This window comes from Arthrobacter sp. Cza30 (assembly GCF_059090765.1).
The window spans coordinates 432353-449902 of sequence record NZ_JBNHGA010000005.1 but is presented as its reverse complement, the minus strand read 5'-3'; the positions used below and the strand labels follow the sequence as shown (position 1 = coordinate 449902).

Genomic DNA, 17550 nt, shown 5'->3' with positions numbered 1-17550 from the left:
ATTCCCTTCAAGCAATGCATTCGCGACCGAACCGCCGGAATCGTGATTTAAGAGCAACCTGCGCCCAAAACCGCGTGAACGCCGAATTGCTACCGAAACAGGGGAAACCGCCACGGACGGCCGGCGAATCTGTAGCCTTGGGAAATGACAAACCAGCAAGACATCCCGCTCCCGTCGCAACTTCCGGGCGCACCGAAGACCCGTTTCAAGGGGCCGGTGGAGCTGCGTCGCCGCCAGGCGGACATCCCGCAGGCCGACCAGTACCTGCTGGACACCAAGGACCGGGCGGAGTTTACGCACACGGATCCTTGGCGCGTGCTGCGGATCCAGAGCGAATTCGTCGAAGGGTTCGGCACCCTGGCCGACCTCGGCCCTGCGATCAGCGTGTTCGGTTCGGCCCGCACCCGGCAGGGCAGCAAGCACTACGCCATCGCCGAGGAGATCGGTCAGCTGCTGGTCCGGCATAACTTCGCGGTCATCACCGGAGGCGGCCCCGGTTCCATGGAGGCGGCCAACAAGGGGGCCAGCGAGGCCGGCGGCGTGTCGGTCGGACTGGGCATCGAACTGCCGTTCGAGCAGGGGCTCAACAACTGGGTGGACCTGGGCATCAACTTCCGGTATTTCTTCGCCCGCAAGACCATGTTCGTCAAGTACGCGCAGGGGTTCATCGTGCTCCCCGGCGGGCTGGGCACGCTCGACGAGCTGTTCGAAGCCATGGTGCTGGTCCAAACGAAGAAGGTGACGTCCTTCCCGATCGTGTTGGTGGGCACGGCATTCTGGTCGCCGCTGATCGACTGGATCCGCAACACGCTCCTGGCCGAAGCGATGATCGCGGAGGCCGATCTGGACCTGGTCAGCGTGGTGGATACGGCCGAGGAGGCAGTCGAGCAGGTCATCTCCGGGTTGTCCGCCCGCTCCGGATTTTGACCCGGCGGGACGTCCTCTCTGGCACGATGGTGCTGTGAGCGCATTCCTGGTTTTCCTAGCCATCGCCGTTGCAGGTGCGGCCGCTGTCGCCGCGTCGGGGTGGCGGGGCCGGAGGAAGGCGGCCGCCGACGGCGCGGGCGGCGGGGGCGCCGGCACCGGATGGGAGCGAGGGCACGTGGCCGCGCTGCAGGGCCTGAGCGAGCATGAGGCGCGGCTGCCAGCGGTCTTGCTGCCCGAACACCCCCGTGCCGAAGACCTGGACAGTGTCCGGTTTTCCACCGCCCTGCGGGGCTACCGGATGGACCAGGTGGACGAAGTGCTGGACGTGCTGCGGGCCGAGCTGGGAGCCAAGGAGCGCCTGATCCGGCAACTGAGCCACGAACAGCCACAGCACGACGGCGGTGCCCACCCGGCGCGGGAAGGATGACGGGGGTGCAGGACCGCCTCGCGCGCACCCGCGTGCTTCGGGAGGCCGTGCACGCTGAGCTTTCCTTCTGGCGCCGGCGGATCTCCGGTTGGCCGTGGTGGGTCCAGGTCTGCGTGCTCTACGCCCTTTCCCGGGTGTATTCGCTGCTGGTCTTCCTCGCGGTGGCACGCCAGCAGGGGCCGAATCCGTGGACCGGCCCGCACCCCGACTATCTGTCCTTCATCGGAATCTGGGACAGCGCCTGGTACGAGCAGGTCTACCAGGAGGGGTATCCCGCCGATATTCCCCGCGGCCAGGACGGGCGGGTCGACGAAAACCAGTGGGCGTTCTACGCGCTTTTCCCCGGCATCGTCCGCATCCTGGCGGCGGGCACCGGGCTGGGGTGGCAGTTGCTGGCACCGCTGGTTGCGACCCTCGCAGGTTTTGCCGCCGTGCTGCTCATCTACAAACTTTTCCGTCGCTACGCCCCCCACGGCACCGCGCTGTGGGCCGTGCTCTTCGTGGCGGTCTTTCCGGTCTCGCCGATCCTCCAGGTGCCGTACGCCGAATCGCTGAATCTGGCGCTGCTGGCGGGAGCGCTGCTGCTGCTGGTGCGGCGGAAGTACCTGCTGGCGATTCCCGTCGTCGTGCTGATGTGCCTCTCCCGGCCGGTCGGCGTGCCGTTCGCGGCGCTCGCCGGCCTTCACCTGCTGTGGCGGATCAAGCAGCGCCGCATCGATCCGCTGCAGACGCCGGAATTCCTCCGCGCGGCAGCGCTGGCGCTGGTCAGCTGTGCCGCAGCCCTCGCCTGGCCGGTGCTGGCCTGGTCGGTCACGGGCGAGATGACGGCGTACACCGATACCGAGACCGCCTGGCGGGGCGAGGCCCTGATCCTGTTCAAGCCGTGGTTCGACATGGGCGTGAACCTTTTCGGGCTGTTGGGCGGAATGATCGCCCCGCTGCTGCTGGTGGCCGCGGCGGCCTGGGTCCTCTGCTCCCGGCCGGCCCGGGAGATGGGGGCCGACCTGAGGCTGTGGTGCGCCTGCTACCTGAGCTACCTGCTTGCCTTTCTTCATCCGCAGACCAGCACCTTCCGGTTGTTGCTTCCGCTCTTCCCGCTGGCCTTGGCGGCGGCCCTGGTATCACGCAGCCGGGCCTACCGTGCATGCCTGGCAGTGATGTTCCTGGCCGGGCAGATTGTCTGGGTCACCTGGCTCTGGTCCTGGGTCGAACTGCCCGGCGGCGGGGACTATCCGCCCTAGCGGCGGCCGGCGCCGGTGCGCCCCGTGTCGCGCAAATTAGCACCCGGTTGTGATGTACGCGATAATGGGTAGTGGTTGGACATGGCGGCCGGGCAACTGAAGGGCCGCCGATGTGAGGTTGGCGGGCAGGGCGATCACCGATCGGGCTGCCCCATGGCGGAAGGGAATTCCCAGATGGCTGCGATGAAACCGCGTACCGGTGACGGTCCGATGGAAGTGACCAAGGAGGGGCGAAGCCTCATCCTGCGGGTGCCCATCGACGGCGGCGGGCGTCTGGTGCTGGAACTGAATGCCGAAGAAGCCGGCAACCTCAAGGACTGCCTGCTCGGCGTCACCAGCGACGTGGCAGGCTAGGAACCGTTTGCTGTGAACCACGTTCCCTCCACCGCAGAGGAACAAACCGCCCGTCATCTGGAGCAGGCCCTGGTTGAACCGCAGATGGCGCGCGTCCAGGCCCTTCCGGCCCTCGGCCGCGGACAGTCCCCGGCCGAAGGCGCCGGGGATGTCACGGTGCTGGCGGTCCCCATCGCCGAAGGCGAGGCCAACGTTGAGCGGGCCACACCGCAGCCGCGCCAGGGTGCCGCCGAGGCGGCAGCCGACTTTGGCGCCGACGTGGCGGCCCTGGCGGAGGTCCACGGGATCTCCGGCAAGGCCGGTGAAGTGCTGGCGGTGCCGGCGCCGCCCGGCTCCGTCCGGCTGCCTGAGCGCCTCGTCTTGATTGGGCTGGGCAGTGGCAGCGCGGCGGAGCTGCGCAAGGCCGGAGCCGCCCTGGCCAAGGCGACGATGGGCACCGACCGAGTGCGCAGCAGCGCCGTCGAGGGCCTGCCGGAAGGGCTGCAACAGGCTTTCATCGAGGGGTTCCTGCTGGGCGGCTACCGGCCGCCGCGCGCCGGGACGTCCGCCGCGCCCAAGCCGATGGCCGCGGTGCTGGAACTGACCGGGATTGCGGCGGAGACGGCCGCAACGGCCGCCGCCGGCGCCCGGGCCACGTGGCTGGCACGGGACCTGGCGAACATGCCCTCCAACGTGAAGAACCCGGAGTGGATGGCTGGCCAGGCCGCGCGCCTCGCCGCGGCCCGCGGCCTGGGCATCCGCACGTGGGACGAGCATCAGCTGGCTGCCGGAGGGTTCGGCGGCCTGCTGGCGGTGGGATCGGCCTCGCCGACTCCGCCCCGGCTGGTCCAGCTGGACTACACGCCCGCACAGGCCGGCGAGAACACCAGGCACATCGTCATCGTCGGCAAGGGCATCACCTTCGACACCGGCGGGCTGTCGCTCAAGCCGCGGGAACCGATGGTGCCGATGAAGACCGACATGGCGGGCGCCGGCGTCGTGCTGGCGGTGCTGGCCGCTGCGGCGGAGCTGCGCGTCCCGCACCGTGTCACCGGCCTGCTCGCCCTGGCCGAGAACGCGATCGGCGCCGACGCCTACCGTCCCGGCGACGTGGTGACCGTCCATGACGGCACCACGGTGGAGATCGGCAACACGGATGCGGAGGGGCGCATGGTGCTGGCCGACGGCCTCTCCTACGCCGCCGCCCGGCTGCAGCCCGACGTCTTGGTGGATATCGCCACCCTCACCGGTGCGGCGTCGCTGGGGCTGGGCAGGCAGCATGCGGCGCTGTACGGCACCCGGCCGTCGCTGGTGCGCGCCTTCGAAGCCGCGGGGGAGGCAACCGGGGAGCGGGTCTGGCACATGCCCCTGGACGAGGTGGCGGCCGAATACGGCTTCGCGTTGGAATCGGGCATCGCCGACATCTTACACATCGCATCCCAGCGGTCGAAGGTGGGCGGGGGATCGATCACCGCAGCGCTGTTCCTGCGCGAATTCACCGGCACCCTTCCCTGGATCCATCTGGACATCGCCGGCCCCGCCCGGGCAGACTCCGACCGGGCGGAGGTCACGAAGGGCGCCACGGGGTACGGCGCCCGGCTGCTGCTGTCCTTTCTGCGCTCCTACCGCGGCTAGCACCGGGCCGGGCGGCGGCCCGACCCGGTGCGGGCAGGGCACGGGTGGTCAGCGTTTGACGGCCAGCAGCAGTCCCTCGCCGGTCGGCAGGATGGTGGACAGCAGCCGGTCGTTTTCCCGGATGGCCTTGCCGACCTTGCGCAGCGTGGTGGTGGATTCTTCGCGGATGGCCGGATCCGAGACCCGGTCGTGGTCCAGGGCGTCGTTGACAATCAGCATGCCGCCGCGCTTGAGCAGCCGGACCGCTTGCTCCACGTACAGCGGATACGAGGGCTTGTCCGCGTCGACGAAGACTAGGTCGTAGGCGTTGTCGGTCAGCCGGGGCAGCACGTCGGCCGCGCGGCCGGAGATGGTGCGGGTGCGGTTGCCCGGAATACCGGCATCGACGAAGGACTGGCGTGCCGCACGCAGATGGTCGACATCCGCATCGATGGTGGTCAGCACCGCGGCCGGCGGCAGTCCGCGCAGGAGGCAGACCCCGGAGACACCGGCGCCGGAACCGATTTCCACCACCGTCTGCGCCTTGGTACCCGCGGCGAGGACCGTCAGGGCGGCGCCGACCCCCGTGCCGACAGCGGCAACGCCCAGTTCATGGGAACGCTCACGGGCGCGAAGCAAGACGTCATCCTCGGCGGGGAGCCCCTCCGTGTAGGACCAACTCGTCTGCTTGTCGGCACTCATGAAATATCGCTTTCTCTTCAGCTTTTGCGGGGAAACGGCGCAGGGCCGCAGTGCCAAGCCTACTGCCACAGGTGGCGGGATCAGGCGCGTGCCCCGGCGTCGGGACACGCTGCCGCCGGCCGGGGCAGACGGGGAACAGAGCTTAGCGGTATTTGTGCAGCCGGTTTACAGAATTCTCCCAGTTTTTTGCGCCAAGATGGGTACCCGGGACGCCGAAAGCCAGACCGGCAGCACGCAGCCGCATTCCCGGACCCCCAGGAGGTGGGCGGCATGCGGGCGGTCCGACGAAGGGGCACGATGATGACGAAGCTACAGGACGCCGCGTCGGCCGCCGCGGCCGGCAACGATCAGTGGGTCGCTCCGACGTGGGAAGAAGTGGTGAGCAACCACTCCGCAAAGGTCTACCGCTTGGCCTTCAGGCTTACGGGCAACCGGTACGACGCCGAAGACCTCACCCAGGAGGTCTTTGTCCGTGTTTTCCGGTCGCTGGACAACTTCAAGCCCGGCACGCTGGACGGCTGGCTCCACCGGATCACCACCAACCTCTTCCTGGACCAGGCCCGGCGCAAGAGCCGGATTCGGTTCGATGGACTGAGCGACGAAGCCGAAGCCCGGCTGCCCGGCAAGGATCCCGGCCCCGAGCGCAGCTTCGAATTCAACAACCTGGATATCGATGTCCAGGCCGCCCTGGAAGAGCTGCCGCCGGACTTCCGCGCCGCAGTGGTGCTCTGCGATTTGGAGGGGCTGTCCTATGACGAGGTCTCCGCGGCCCTTGGCGTCAAGCTGGGCACCGTCCGCTCACGGATCCACCGTGGCCGGACGATGCTGCGGGAAAAGCTGGCGCACCGGGATCCTGCCGAGCGCCCGCGCCTGAAACTGCCGCGAATCGCCGGAGCCCACTGATCGCTGCCATGCTCCACCCGGGAAGAGAGCTGGCGGAGTACCTGGACGGCGAACTCTCCGATGATCGCCGCCCGGCCCTCGAACGCCATCTTCAACGCTGCCGGCGGTGCCGCAAGAGTGTCGACGAATTCCGCCGGATCCAGGACCGCCTGCGCTCGCTGGACGTGCCGCCCCCTGACGACAACCTGACCGCGCGGTTGCTGCGCTGCAGCCAGCCCGGGGCTGCCGGACCGGCCGGGCCCCCGCTCGGCGTCGAACCCTCCGGTGCCGCGGAAAACCGGCACGATGGCATACGCGCGGACGCGCGCACCCCCGCGCCGGGCGGTGCCGCCGCCGGCCATCCGCGCGCCCCCGGCGTGCCGCCCGCCCCCGGCGCCCTGCCGCCCGCCGCCGGCGCCCTCCCGCCCGCCTCCGGTGCCGCGGCGGAGGCGTTGCCTGCGCGAAGGCCGGTCAGGCGCGTGCTGGCCGTTGCCGGCGGGGTCCTGGCCGGCTGCGCCGTGCTGACGTTATCCGCGGCCTTCGTGCTGGGCGGCGAGACCGGGCAGGCGGACGCCGGCCGGGGCCTTGCCACCGGGACGGCCTGGGTGCCGGTGGCCGCCGATGCAGGCACCGCCCGTCCGATCGCACTGGACGGCGCGGCACTCGAGGAGCTGCGGCGCAGTGGCTGGACCTGCCCGCTGCTGCCCGGGCTCGGCTACCGCTTGCAGAGCGCGGAACAGACGGTCGTGGACGGGCAGCCTGCCGTCAGGCTCGAGCTCAGCGACGGCGGCCACCGGGTGGTGGTCACCGAGCAACGGCGCGGAGACGGCAGCGCCGGCGGAACGGCCTGGGTGGCGGACCCCGCGCCGCCGGTGAATGCGACCACTGGCCATCCGGTGACCATGGACGGATTCCGGGAAGTGGCCGGGCTGAACCGCGCAGTGTGGGTGCGCGGCGGCGAGGACTGGACCGTGGTGCTCCATTCCGACGAGGTGACGTACACGTTGTGGTCCGACCTTCCGCTGGCCGAGATGCCGGAGACGGTCAGCCACGTGGTGCTGTCGGAGAACTCCCGGCTGAAGCTGCCGATGCCGTCCCCGGCCGACGATCCGCTCAGCCGGATCGTCCGCGGACTGGGCATGATGGTCAAACCGCCGGCCGCCGGCTGATGCACCCCCGGCGAGGCCCGGACGGCCCGGGCCGGATGAGGGGCCGCCGCGGGGCTCCGGCAGCAGCGGCCGAGTGGCTGACCGGCCCGGCGAACGGGTAACCTTCAATCGTGTTTGGAATCAACGGCTCAGAACTGATCATCCTGGCAATTCTTGCCGTGGTGATCCTCGGACCTGAGCGGTTGCCCGAATACGCCGCGCAGCTGGCCAGGTTCGTCAAACAGCTGAAGACCATGGCCGCAGGTGCCAAGGAACAGCTGCGCGAAGAAGTCGGCGACGACATCGTCGACATGGACTGGCAAAAGCTTGATCCGCGGCAATACGACCCTCGGCGGATCATCAAAGAAGCCTTGTTGGACGACGACGAGGCGCCGCGTCCTGCGCCGGCGGCGCCGGCTGTCGCGGCAGCAGCCGCAACCGCGGCCGGAACGGCCGTGTCAACCGGTTCGCGGGCGCCGGCGCGTGCGGCGGCCAAGTCCCGCACGCAGCTGGCCCCGGGTGAGCCAGCGCCGTTCGACACCGAGGCGACCTGACCTCCGGAGCGCATTACCCACCGGCGCGCCCTGGCGCGCAGCGCGGTTCCCGCCGCGGCCCCTAGCGGGGGGTGACGCCCAGCGTGCGCCCGGCCAGGCCGCGCGGGCGCGCCGCCAATTCCGCCGCAATCCGCCGCAGCTCGGCCGCGGCGCTGCCGGCGCCGGAGGCGTCCGCCCCGTCCAGGACGATCGGGCGGCCGGCGTCGCCGCCGGCGCGCAGCCGTGGCTCCAGCGGGATGCTTCCCAGCAGCGGTACCGGCTTCTCCAGCACGGCGGAGAGCCGCTCGGCGACGGCGGTTCCGCCGCCGGAGCCGAAGACTTCCATCCTGGATCCGTCCGGCAGCGCCAGCCAGGACATGTTCTCGATGACTCCCGCCACCTGCTGCCCGGTCTGCGCGGCGATGGCGCCGGCGCGTTCCGCCACCTCGGCCGCGGCGGCCTGCGGGGTGGTCACCACCAGGATCTGCGAGGACGGCAGCAGCTGCGCCACCGAGATCGCCACGTCCCCGGTGCCCGGAGGCAGGTCCAGGAACAGCGCATCCAGGTCGCCGAAATAGACATCGGTGAGGAACTGCTCCAGGGCCCGGTGCAGCATGGGCCCCCGCCAGGCCACCGGCTGGTTGCCTGAGACGAACATGCCGATCGAGATGACCTTCACGCCGTAGGCCACCGGCGGCAGGATCATCTCGTCCACTCGGGTGGGGGCCTGCGTGATGCCCAGCAGCCCGGGAACCGAGAAACCGTAGACATCGGCGTCGATGATGCCCACGCGCAAACCCTGGGCGGCCATGGCGCACGCGAGGTTGACGGTGACGCTCGACTTGCCCACCCCGCCCTTGCCGCTCGCCACGGCATAGATACGGGTGAGCGAGGACGGATCGGCGAACGGATTGCCGCGGCCGGCGCCGCGCAGCTGCTCCTTGAGCGCGTCGCGCTGCTGCGGCGTCATTACGTCCAGCTGCACCGCCACCCCGGAGACGCCCGGGACGTCGGCGAGGGCGTGCTCGACATCGGCGGTGATGGTGCCCCGCAGCGGGCAGCCCGAGATGGTGAGCAGCACGCCGACGGTGACCCGTCCGGAGTCGTCAATCCGGACGTCCTTGAGCATGCCCAGCTCCGCGAGGGGCCGGCGAAGCTCGGGGTCGATCACGGTTCCCAGTGCGCGCCGTACGGCGGCGGGGTCCGGGTGTTGCGACGGGTGTGGATCAGTCATGCATCAGTTCTCCTGGCCGCCGTGTTGGGCCGGCGGCAGCTTGGGCAGCGAGGTGGTGGCATCGGAGGGCCGGCGCCTGCCGCGGCGGCGTTCGTCCGCGGACTCGTCGTCTAGCAGTTCTTCCAGCACCGAGCGCAGCTCGCTCCGGACGAAGTCACGCGTGGCCACTTCGCGGATGGCGATCCGCAGCGCGGCCAATTCGCGGGTCAGGTACTCGGTGTCCGCCAGATTGCGTTCGGCCCGCTGGCGGTCCTGCTGCAGCGAGACCTTGTCCCGGTCATCCTGGCGGTTCTGCGCCAACAGCAGCAACGGAGCGGCGTAGGAGGCCTGCAGCGAGAGCATCAGGGTCAACGCGGTGAAGCCCAGCGCGGCGCTGTCGAAACGCAGGTGTTCGGGTCCGAACGTGTTCCAGGCCAGCCAGAGCAGACAGAAAACCGACATCCACATCAGGAACTGCGGGGTGCCCATGAAACGGGCGAAGGACTCCGTGGCCTTGCCGAAATAATCCGGGTTCGGCCGCAACCGGACCAGCAGGCGCGTGCGGGTCTCGCGCGGGGTGTCCAGCCCCGCGACCTTGATTTTCCGATCTGCCTTCTCAGCCAAAGCGTCCACCTCCGCTTACGGGGGAGTCGTCCTGCGCCCGCCAGTCGTCGGGCAGCAGATGGTCCAGCACGTCGTCAACGGTCACGGCGCCGACCAGCCGGCCGGCGCTGTTGACCACTGCCAGGGCATTCAGGTTGTAGGTGGCCAGGGTGCGGGCCACGTCGCTGACATCGGCCTGGTCCAGCACCGGCTCCAGGTCTGTATCCACGATGTTGCCCAGCGCCTCCGGCGGCGGGTAGCGCAGCAGCTGCTGGATGTGGACCACGCCCAGGTATTTCCCGGTGGGGGTCTCCAGCGGCGGCCGGCAGACGAAGATGGCCGACGCCAAGGCCGGCGTGAGCTCTTCGCGGCGCACATGCGCCAGGGCCTCGGCGACCGTGGCTTCCGGGGGCAGGATCACCGGCACCGGGGTCATCATGGACCCGGCGGTGTTTTCCTCGTACTCCAGCAGGCGGCGGACGTCCTTCGCTTCTTCCGGCTCCATCAGCTGCAGCAGTTCTTCCTTCTGCTCCTCGGGCAGCTCGGCCAGCAGGTCGGCGGCGTCGTCGGGATCCATTTCCTCCAGCACGACGGCGGCGCGTTCGGCATCCAGCGACGTGAGGATCTGCACCTGGTCGTCGTCCGGCAGCTCCTGGAGCACATCCGCCAGGCGGTCGTCCTGCAGCTCGCTCGCGACTTCCAGCCGGCGCTTCTGCGTCATCTCATGCAGCGCCTCGGCGAAGTCGGCGGGCTTGAGGTCCTCGTGGCTGGCCACGAAGGTAGTGGCCGACTGCGGTTCGTGCCGGGCACCCTGGTAGGCCTCGTGCCAGTCCACGATCAGTGTTTCGTTGCGGCGCAGGCTGCGCAGCGGCGAGGTCGAATGGCCGCGCCGGACGAAGAGCTGGGACACATACCAGTCGCCGTCACGGGACTGTTCCATGCCGATGTCCAGGATGGTGGCATCGCCGCTGCCGTCCGCGAGCGTGACGCGGCGGTCGAACATCTCGGCGACCACCAAGGTCTCGGCGCCGCGCTGCTCGAACCGGCGCAGGTTGACCAGCCCGGTGCAGATGACCTGCCCGGCGGTGATCGAGGTGATCCGGGTCATCGGGACGAACACGCGTTTCTTGCCGGGAACCTCGACCACCAGGCCGACCACCAGGGGCGGCTTGGCGGGGCCGTAATCGAGGACGACGACGTCGCGCAGCCGGCCCAGGCGGTCTCCGAGCGGGTCGAAGACGTCCAGGCCGAGCAGCCGGGCTACGAAGACGCGGTTGGTTTTTGTGCTCACCCCTTTAGGCTACGTGCTGGCCCCCGGAATCCGGGATTCAGCGGGCCGGCCGTGCCCCGGGCCGGGCCGCTCTACGGGCCTGAGGCGGACGGCGGGCGAGGGGTCCCGCGTTCACCTGAAGCGATACCCAAACCACCGGTTGCGTATATCAGCGACAATGGGGGTATGTCGATGCTTGGCCGTACAGATTCCCGAGACCTTAGCCGTACGCTTCCGCAGGGCGAGCTGATCGGTAACTACCGCTCGTATCTGGATGCCCAGAAGGTGGTGGACTACCTCGCGGACGAGGAATTTCCCGTCCAGCACGTGACCATCGTCGGCAACGACCTGAAAATGGTCGAGCGGGTCACCGGCAAGCTCAGCTACCCCCGGGTTGCCCTCTCCGGTGCGGCCACCGGCGCGTGGTTCGGCCTGTTCGTCGGCTTGCTGCTGATGCTCTTCGGCGGCGGCGAAACCTTCGTGCTGCTGATCTCGTCGATGGCCATGGGCGCGGCCTTCTGGATGCTGTTCGGCATCATTTCCTACGCGCTGCAGCGCGGCAAGCGGGACTTCACCTCCACGAACCAGGTGATCGCCACCAGCTATGACGTCGTGGTCTCCACCGAGGTGGCACACGAGGCCCGGCGGTTGGCCGCGCAGCTGCCGATGGCCGGAACCGCGGTTCCCGGCCGGCCGGGAAACCACGGGCAGGCGCCCGTCGGGCCGCAGCCTCCTGCGGGCCAGCAGCCGCAGGCCCCGGAGCGGCCGGCCCAGTGGGGCGAGGACCCGTACCGCCAGGGCGGCAGCGTCCCGGGACAGCAGCCCCAGCCCGGCCCGGCGCGGCCCGACGCGGCCCAGCCCGGGGTGACGGGCCAGCCCGTGCGCGGACGCTTCCCGGACCTGCCCGACGGCCGCCCGCAGTACGGAATCCGCGTTACTCCCGAGCCCGCCCAGCCCCAGCAGTCCGGCGAGCCCCAGCCCGGCGCCGGCGCGCAAACCGGGGCCAGCCCGCAGACCGGCGAGCCCCAGACTGGCGCCAGCCCGCTGACCGGTGGTTCCGAGCCCGACGGCGGCACGCCCGCCGGCGAGAGCCAGCCGGGCCCCGGCCCTCGGGTCGGCGAGGGGAACCCGGGCTCCTTCAACGACGACGACCGCCCCGGCACGTAGCAGCCAGCAGTGCCCGCACGATAAACGGGCGCACCAGGCAAGGCCCGACCATGTACGGGCGCACCAGGCAAGGCCCGGCCGTGAACGGGCGCACATAACCGGAAGGGATCCGCCGTCGTAGACGGCGGATCCCTTCCTGTGTGGCGTTGCTCCGGCGGCGGACGCCGGGGGCGCTATTCCCCTGAGGTGCCGTAGATGCCGGCCATCCAGGACTCCACGTCCTCGGGCTTGCGCGGCAGGGCCGCCGACAGGTTCACGGGGCCGTCCGCGGTCATCAGGATGTCGTCCTCGATCCGCACCCCGATGCCGCGGTATTCGGCGGGGACAGCCAGGTCTTCGTCCTTGAAATAGAGGCCGGGCTCGATCGTGAACACCATGCCCGGGGTGAGCACGCCGTCCAGGTACAACTCGCGCTTCGCCTGCGCACAGTCATGGACGTCCAGGCCCAGGTGGTGGCTGGTGCCGTGCGGCATCCAGCGCCGGTGGTGCTGGCCCTCGGGGGAGAGCGCCTCGGCCAGGGGAACCGGCAACAGGCCCCACTCGTCCAGCCGCTCGGCGAGCACGGTCACGGCGGCGGTGTGGACGTCACGGAACTTCACGCCCGGCTGGGCGGCGGCGAAACCGGCGTCGGCGGCATCGAGTACCGCCTGGTAAATCCTGCGCTGGACCTCGGTGAACGTACCGTTAACCGGCAGGGTGCGGGTCACGTCCGCCGTGTACAGGGAGTCGGCTTCCACCCCCGCGTCCAGCAGCAGCAGGTCTCCGGCCTTCACCTGCCCGTTGTTGCGGATCCAGTGCAGGATGGTCGCGTTGTTGCCGCTGGCGGCGATGGTGTCGTAGCCCAGGTCGTTGCCTTCTTCGCGTGCCCGGGCAAAAAACGCGCCCTCCACCACACGTTCGCCCCGCTCGTGCGTCAGCGCGCGAGGCAGCACCTTGACCACCTCATGGAAGCCGTTCACCGTGGCCTCCACGGCCTTCTTCATCTCCTGGACTTCCCACTCGTCCTTGAGCAGGCGCAGTTCGGACAGCGCTTCGGAGAGCTTGCCGTCGAGCCGGTCTGATTCCTCCAGATCCACGCCGGTGTTGATCCGGGAGGTGTCCACGAGGGCGTCCACGTTCAAGTCGACCTCGCGCAGCAGCCGGATGCGCATGCCGCCCACGTGGACGACGCCGGCGTCCTTGGTGATGGCGACTTCGAGTTCGCCCAGGTCGGCGGTGGGCAGGCCCAGCCGGCGGCTCAGCTCCTCCAGCGTGGGCCGGGGACCGATCCAGAACTCGCCGTACCGGGCGTTGGCGTAGAACTCGGCGGAATCCCGGCCGGACATGGGGCGGAAGTACAGCGTGGCCCGGTGGTGGCCGCCGTCGTCGCCCGCTCCCGCCTCGGTCGGTTCCATGATCAGCACGGCGTCCGGCTCATGGTCCAGGCCCAAGCCCGTGAGGTGGGCGAAGCCCGAATGCGGACGGAAGCGGTAGTCGGTGTCGTTGGAGCGGACCTTCAGCGGGCCGGCCGGAATGACCAGACGCTCGCCGTGGAAATGCTCGGAAAGAGCCCGACGGCGGCGCGCGGCGTAGGGTGCGACGGCATCCTGCTCCGGTGTGGACGAGCCGGCCGGAGCCCAGTGGCTGCCCATGAACTCCTTGAAGGCATCCGATTCGGGGCGCTGGGAACGGTTGTTGACGCGGTCTTCCAGCGGCTGCTCCCCGGCAGGCTGCTGTGAGGCGTCCTCATTCTGGTAAGTACTCACCGTTCCATCGTCTCACCGGCCCAAGGCGCTGCCAACATCGGCGCCCGGCAGGGGGCTCCTGGCGTAAATTGGTTCTGTGAAGATCGACCTGCACGCGCATTCCACCGTTTCCGACGGCACCGAACCGCCCGCCGAGGTGGTGCGTGCCGCCGCAGCCGCCGGTCTTGACGTCGTGGCGCTGACCGACCATGACTCCACTGCCGGCTGGGAAGCGGCACGAACCGCCGCCGTCGAGGCAGGCCTGGGGTTTGTGCCCGGCATGGAGGTCACCTGCCGGACAGTGGAGGGCATCAGCGTGCATGTGCTCTCCTATCTGCACGATCCTGCCCACCCTGGCCTGCTGGCCGAAATCAAAAAGGCCCGCGACGCGCGGATGACCCGGGCCGAACGGATGGTGGAACTGCTCGCCGAGGACTTCCCCATCTCGTGGGCGGAGGTCACGGCCCGGGCCGGGCACGGGGCGACCATCGGCCGCCCGCACATCGCCGATGCCTTGGTGGCGGCGGGGATCGTGTCTGACCGCAGCGAGGCCTTCGCCCGCATCCTGACCGCCCACTCGCGCTACTACGTGTCGCACTACGCGCCCGACCCGGCCACCGCCGTCGCCCTGGTGCGCGAGGCGGGGGGAGTGCCGGTCTTTGCCCATCCTGTGGCCAGCAGCCGGGGCCGGGTGGTCGGCCATGCCGTCGTCCGCGAGATGCTCGACGCGGGGCTGGCCGGCGTGGAGATCGATCACCGGGACAACCCGGAAGAGGGCAGGGAACAGCTGCGCCGGCTGGCCGCCAAGCACGATCTGATCGTCACCGGTTCCAGCGATTACCACGGCGCGGGCAAGCCGAACCGGCTGGGCGAAAACACCACCGACCCGGCCATGCTGGACCGCATCCTCGCCGCCGGGACGGGCGCTGCGGCGCACCTTCCCGGCCGCATCGCCCGGTGATTGGTCACGCCTTTGTGAATGCCGCCTGACCCGGGTTCAGGTAACGGGCTGTGCGGCTGCCGCCTCGCCGGCGCCGACCGTGGCCTCGGTGGCCTCGGCGGCCTCAACCACTACCGCATGGCGGCCCAGCCGTTTGCGCATGACGTCGATGGCCTGCGGGTTCTGGTCCACGCAGACGAACCGCCGGTCCATGCCCGCGGCCACGGCGCCGAGGGTCCCGGAGCCGGCAAAGAAGTCGAGCACCCAGTCGCCCGGCCGGCTGCTCGCGGCGACCATCCGGCGCAGCAGCCCCTCGGGCTTCTGGGTGGGGTAGCCCGTCTTCTCCCGGCCGGTGGGGGAGACGATGGTGTGCCACCAGACGTCAGTCGGGAGCTTGCCGCGTGCGGCCTTCTCCGCGGTCACCAGGCCCGGAGCCATGTACGGCTCGCGGTCCACTTCCGCGTTGTCGAAGTGGTACGCCTTCGGGTTCTTGACGTAGACCAGGATGTTGTCGTGCTTGGCAGGCCAGCGGTTGCGCGCACGGGCGCCGTAATCGTAGGCCCAGATGATCTCGTTCAGGAAGCTCTCGCGGCCGAAGAGCATGTCCAGCAGCACCTTGGCATAGTGCACCTCGCGGTAGTCGAGGTGCAGGTACAGCGTGCCGTCGTCGGCCAGCAGCCGCCACGCCTCGGAGAGACGGGGCTCCAGGAAGGACCAGTAGTCGTCGAACGCGTCGTCGTAGCTGGCGAGCGTGCCCTTGACCGTCTGGTACGACTTGCCCTTGAACCCGATGCGGTCGCCTTCACCATCGGCGCTGCGCACCATGGAGGTCTGCTGCCGGACCTGGGCCCGGCCGGTGTTGAACGGCGGGTCCAGGTAGATCATGGTGAAAGCGCCGTCGGGCAGCGTGGGCAGGAAATCGGCGTTGTCCGCCCGGACCACCAGCGAGCTGCCGTCGGGCGTCCACCGGATACCGGCCACTATTCCCCGCTGGCGCCGTCGGTGACCTGCTGGGCGGTCCCGTTGACGACCTCGCCGTTGCGGCGGCGGGTGCGTGAACGCTTCCGGCGCGGCTTGTCGGCCGAGGCGACGGCCGTGTTCTCGGCGGCCGCCTCCTCGGTGCCGCGGCGCTGCCGCGGGTTGCCCGAGTCGGACCGGCCCTGCGGGCCGCCCTGGCGTGCGCCGCTGCGGCGGGCGCCGCCCCGGCCGCCGTCCTGCCGCTGGCCGCCGGAGCGCGCCGGGTGCTTTCCGGTCTCGCCCAGGTCTTCGAGCTTTTCGGCGTCGATGCCGGCGAGCTTGCGCTGGCTGCGCGGAAGCCTGCCCTTGGTGCCTTCGGGAATGTTCAGGTCGGTGAACAGGTGCGGGGAGGAGGAGTAGGTCTCCTGCGGTTCCGGTACATCCAGGCCGAGGGCCTTGTTAATCAGGCCCCAGCGCGGGACGTCGTCCCAGTCCACGAAGGTGACGGCGGTGCCCTTGTTGCCGGCGCGGCCGGTCCGGCCCACCCGGTGCAGGTAGGCCTTCTCGTCTTCGGGGCACTGGAAGTTGATGACGTGGGTGACGTCTTCGACGTCGATGCCGCGGGCAGCGACGTCGGTCGCGACCAGCACATCCACCTTGTTGTTGCGGAACGCGCGCAGCGCCTGTTCGCGGGCACCCTGGCCGAGGTCGCCGTGGATGGCGCCGGCGGCGAACCCGCGGTCGATCAGCTCCTCGGACAGCTTGGCGGCCGTGCGCTTGGTCTTGGTGAAGATGATGGTCCGGCCGCGGCCCTCGGCCTGCAGGATGCGGGCCACCACCTCGTCCTTGTCCAGGTTGTGTGCGCGGTAGACAACCTGGCGGATGTCCTTCTTGGTGATGCCTTCGTCGTCCGGGTCGGCGGCGCGGATGTGCGTCGGCTGCGTCATGTACCGCCGGGCCATGGCGATGACCGGTCCGGGCATGGTGGCGGAGAAGAGCATGGTCTGGCGCACGGTCGGGGTCGCGGCCAGCAGCGTCTCGACGTCCGGCAGGAAGCCCAGGTCCAGCATCTCGTCGGCTTCGTCAAGGACCACGATGCGGACGTTCTTCAGGCTCAGGTGCTTCTGCCGGTGCAGGTCGATCAGCCGGCCGGGGGTGCCGACCACGACCTCGACGCCCTTCTGCAGCAGCTCGATCTGGGGCTCGTAGGCGCGTCCGCCGTAGATGACGGCGACGCGGGCGTTGCGTTGCTTGGAGGCGGTCATCAGGTCGTTGCCCACCTGCACGGCCAGTTCGCGCGTGGGCACAACGATCAGGGCCTGCGGCGCACCGGGCACCGGAAGCTTGTCGAAGCCGTCGTCGTCAGGTCCCACCACCCGCTGCAGCGCGGGGATGCCGAAGCCCAGGGTCTTGCCCGTACCGGTCTTGGCCTGGCCGATGATGTCGTGGCCGCCGAGGGCCACCGGCAGTGTCATGGCCTGGATCGGGAAGGGGTGGGTGATGCCGGCATCGAAAAGCGACCGCACGATGTCCGCGCGGACGTTGAAGTCGGCGAAGGTCTGCTTGGGCAGTTCGTGGGGGCGCTCGTCGGAGGCCAGCACGGCCTCGACGACCAGTTCCTCGGCGCTGTTGTCAGCGTGGATGAGCTGTTCGCCAGCCACCTGGATATTTTCAGTGTTCAATTACATACCGTTCATTCAGGCGCCGACGCCGGCGGTGCTCAACGGTCCCGCAGGTGCTGCGGGAGCGGAACAAGGCGGAAGCGTGGCGCAACCAGTGGAAGCCGATCGCGGGCTAACAACTGCTTTCCCGGCCTGCCAACGAGGCAGCCAAGGAGGTTAAAGATCGCGTAGGGACGGATCTGTTGAT

17 protein-coding genes are annotated in these 17550 nt (G+C 69.7%); 10 read left to right on the top strand and 7 right to left on the bottom strand.

From position 1 onward, the window contains the following. The first annotated feature begins 144 nt into the window (after window positions 1–144). The 5 genes from AC5RVZ_RS19295 (at window position 145) to AC5RVZ_RS19275 (ending at window position 4563) form a co-directional block, all read left to right on the top strand. Window positions 145–927: an LOG family protein gene (locus AC5RVZ_RS19295; protein WP_494067335.1), complete on the top strand. Its 783-nt coding sequence runs from the start codon at window positions 145–147 to the stop codon at window positions 925–927. 34 nt (window positions 928–961) lie between these two features. Beyond that, the gene (locus AC5RVZ_RS19290) at window positions 962–1354 is read left to right on the top strand and encodes a DivIVA domain-containing protein (protein WP_494067334.1); all 393 of its coding nucleotides are present in this window, start codon (window positions 962–964) and stop codon (window positions 1352–1354) included. Continuing rightward, window positions 1351–2595 carry a hypothetical protein gene (locus tag AC5RVZ_RS19285; RefSeq protein ID WP_494067333.1) on the top strand — a complete coding sequence of 415 codons (1245 nt, stop codon included), beginning with the start codon at window positions 1351–1353 and terminating at the stop codon, window positions 2593–2595. Before AC5RVZ_RS19290 ends, AC5RVZ_RS19285 begins: the two co-directional genes overlap by 4 nt. A 174-nt stretch (window positions 2596–2769) precedes the next feature. Beyond that, the gene (locus tag AC5RVZ_RS19280; RefSeq protein WP_493979326.1) at window positions 2770–2949 is read left to right on the top strand and encodes a DUF3117 domain-containing protein; all 180 of its coding nucleotides are present in this window, start codon (window positions 2770–2772) and stop codon (window positions 2947–2949) included. Between the two features lie 12 nt (window positions 2950–2961). Beyond that, a complete protein-coding gene (locus AC5RVZ_RS19275; RefSeq protein WP_494067332.1) occupies window positions 2962–4563 on the top strand; it encodes a leucyl aminopeptidase family protein in 1602 nt (533 codons plus the stop codon). Between the two features lie 48 nt (window positions 4564–4611). On the opposite strand, the gene AC5RVZ_RS19270 is transcribed toward AC5RVZ_RS19275, so the two are convergent. After that, complete coding sequence (locus AC5RVZ_RS19270) at window positions 4612–5244, bottom strand: O-methyltransferase (RefSeq protein ID WP_494067331.1); 633 nt, start codon at window positions 5242–5244, stop codon at window positions 4612–4614. 300 nt (window positions 5245–5544) lie between these two features. Here AC5RVZ_RS19270 and sigE point away from each other — a divergent pair, with 300 nt between their 5' ends. The 3 genes from sigE to AC5RVZ_RS19255 all read left to right on the top strand — a co-directional run bounded on the left by sigE (window position 5545) and on the right by AC5RVZ_RS19255 (window position 7828). Next, window positions 5545–6147 carry an RNA polymerase sigma factor SigE gene (sigE, locus tag AC5RVZ_RS19265; RefSeq protein WP_494067330.1) on the top strand — a complete coding sequence of 201 codons (603 nt, stop codon included), beginning with the start codon at window positions 5545–5547 and terminating at the stop codon, window positions 6145–6147. An 8-nt stretch (window positions 6148–6155) separates the two neighbouring features. Continuing rightward, window positions 6156–7295 (top strand): anti-sigma factor family protein, encoded by a 1140-nt coding sequence (locus tag AC5RVZ_RS19260; RefSeq protein WP_494067329.1) that lies wholly within the window; start codon window positions 6156–6158, stop codon window positions 7293–7295. Between the two features lie 110 nt (window positions 7296–7405). Next, on the top strand, window positions 7406–7828 hold the full coding sequence (locus tag AC5RVZ_RS19255; protein ID WP_494067328.1) for a twin-arginine translocase TatA/TatE family subunit: 423 nt from the start codon (window positions 7406–7408) through the stop codon (window positions 7826–7828). A 61-nt stretch (window positions 7829–7889) separates the two neighbouring features. On the opposite strand, the gene AC5RVZ_RS19250 is transcribed toward AC5RVZ_RS19255, so the two are convergent. Genes AC5RVZ_RS19250 through AC5RVZ_RS19240 form a run of 3 tightly spaced genes read right to left on the bottom strand, consistent with a single transcriptional unit; the run spans window position 7890 to window position 10914 of the window. Next, window positions 7890–9041, bottom strand: coding sequence for an Mrp/NBP35 family ATP-binding protein (locus AC5RVZ_RS19250; RefSeq protein ID WP_494067327.1), 1152 nt, complete (start codon window positions 9039–9041; stop codon window positions 7890–7892). Window positions 9042–9044: 3 nt separating this feature from the next. Then, the gene (locus AC5RVZ_RS19245) at window positions 9045–9644 is read right to left on the bottom strand and encodes a DUF1003 domain-containing protein (RefSeq protein ID WP_494067326.1); all 600 of its coding nucleotides are present in this window, start codon (window positions 9642–9644) and stop codon (window positions 9045–9047) included. After that, a complete protein-coding gene (locus AC5RVZ_RS19240; protein ID WP_494067325.1) occupies window positions 9637–10914 on the bottom strand; it encodes a magnesium transporter MgtE N-terminal domain-containing protein in 1278 nt (425 codons plus the stop codon). The genes AC5RVZ_RS19245 and AC5RVZ_RS19240 overlap by 8 nt, the downstream gene beginning before the upstream one ends. Before the next feature lie 165 nt (window positions 10915–11079). On the opposite strand from AC5RVZ_RS19240, the gene AC5RVZ_RS19235 reads away from it, so the two are divergent. After that, the gene (locus AC5RVZ_RS19235) at window positions 11080–12060 is read left to right on the top strand and encodes a YflT domain-containing protein (RefSeq protein ID WP_494067324.1); all 981 of its coding nucleotides are present in this window, start codon (window positions 11080–11082) and stop codon (window positions 12058–12060) included. A 173-nt stretch (window positions 12061–12233) separates the two neighbouring features. On the opposite strand, the gene AC5RVZ_RS19230 is transcribed toward AC5RVZ_RS19235, so the two are convergent. Then, window positions 12234–13691, bottom strand: coding sequence for an aminopeptidase P family protein (locus tag AC5RVZ_RS19230; protein WP_494067567.1), 1458 nt, complete (start codon window positions 13689–13691; stop codon window positions 12234–12236). Between the two features lie 190 nt (window positions 13692–13881). Here AC5RVZ_RS19230 and AC5RVZ_RS19225 point away from each other — a divergent pair, with 190 nt between their 5' ends. Continuing rightward, the gene (locus AC5RVZ_RS19225) at window positions 13882–14745 is read left to right on the top strand and encodes a PHP domain-containing protein (protein WP_494067323.1); all 864 of its coding nucleotides are present in this window, start codon (window positions 13882–13884) and stop codon (window positions 14743–14745) included. A 36-nt stretch (window positions 14746–14781) separates the two neighbouring features. On the opposite strand, the gene AC5RVZ_RS19220 is transcribed toward AC5RVZ_RS19225, so the two are convergent. After that, on the bottom strand, window positions 14782–15705 hold the full coding sequence (locus AC5RVZ_RS19220; RefSeq protein WP_494067322.1) for a DNA-methyltransferase: 924 nt from the start codon (window positions 15703–15705) through the stop codon (window positions 14782–14784). Then, the gene (locus AC5RVZ_RS19215; RefSeq protein WP_494067566.1) at window positions 15705–17324 is read right to left on the bottom strand and encodes a DEAD/DEAH box helicase; all 1620 of its coding nucleotides are present in this window, start codon (window positions 17322–17324) and stop codon (window positions 15705–15707) included. The genes AC5RVZ_RS19220 and AC5RVZ_RS19215 overlap by 1 nt, the downstream gene beginning before the upstream one ends. Between the last annotated feature and the right edge of the window lie 226 nt (window positions 17325–17550).

What these genes read in the sequence shown, in the direction of transcription:
- sigE (WP_494067330.1), top strand. Translation starts at nt 5,545, where the DNA reads ATGACGAAGCTACAGGACGCCGCGTCGGCCGCCGCGGCCGGCAACGAT.
- AC5RVZ_RS19285 (WP_494067333.1), top strand. Translation starts at nt 1,351, where the DNA reads ATGACGGGGGTGCAGGACCGCCTCGCGCGCACCCGCGTGCTTCGGGAG.
- AC5RVZ_RS19260 (WP_494067329.1), top strand. Translation starts at nt 6,156, where the DNA reads ATGCTCCACCCGGGAAGAGAGCTGGCGGAGTACCTGGACGGCGAACTC.
- AC5RVZ_RS19280 (WP_493979326.1), top strand. Translation starts at nt 2,770, where the DNA reads ATGGCTGCGATGAAACCGCGTACCGGTGACGGTCCGATGGAAGTGACC.
- AC5RVZ_RS19250 (WP_494067327.1), bottom strand. Translation starts at nt 9,041, where the DNA reads ATGACTGATCCACACCCGTCGCAACACCCGGACCCCGCCGCCGTACGG.
- AC5RVZ_RS19230 (WP_494067567.1), bottom strand. Translation starts at nt 13,691, where the DNA reads ATGGGCAGCCACTGGGCTCCGGCCGGCTCGTCCACACCGGAGCAGGAT.
- AC5RVZ_RS19295 (WP_494067335.1), top strand. Translation starts at nt 145, where the DNA reads ATGACAAACCAGCAAGACATCCCGCTCCCGTCGCAACTTCCGGGCGCA.
- AC5RVZ_RS19270 (WP_494067331.1), bottom strand. Translation starts at nt 5,244, where the DNA reads ATGAGTGCCGACAAGCAGACGAGTTGGTCCTACACGGAGGGGCTCCCC.
- AC5RVZ_RS19235 (WP_494067324.1), top strand. Translation starts at nt 11,080, where the DNA reads ATGTCGATGCTTGGCCGTACAGATTCCCGAGACCTTAGCCGTACGCTT.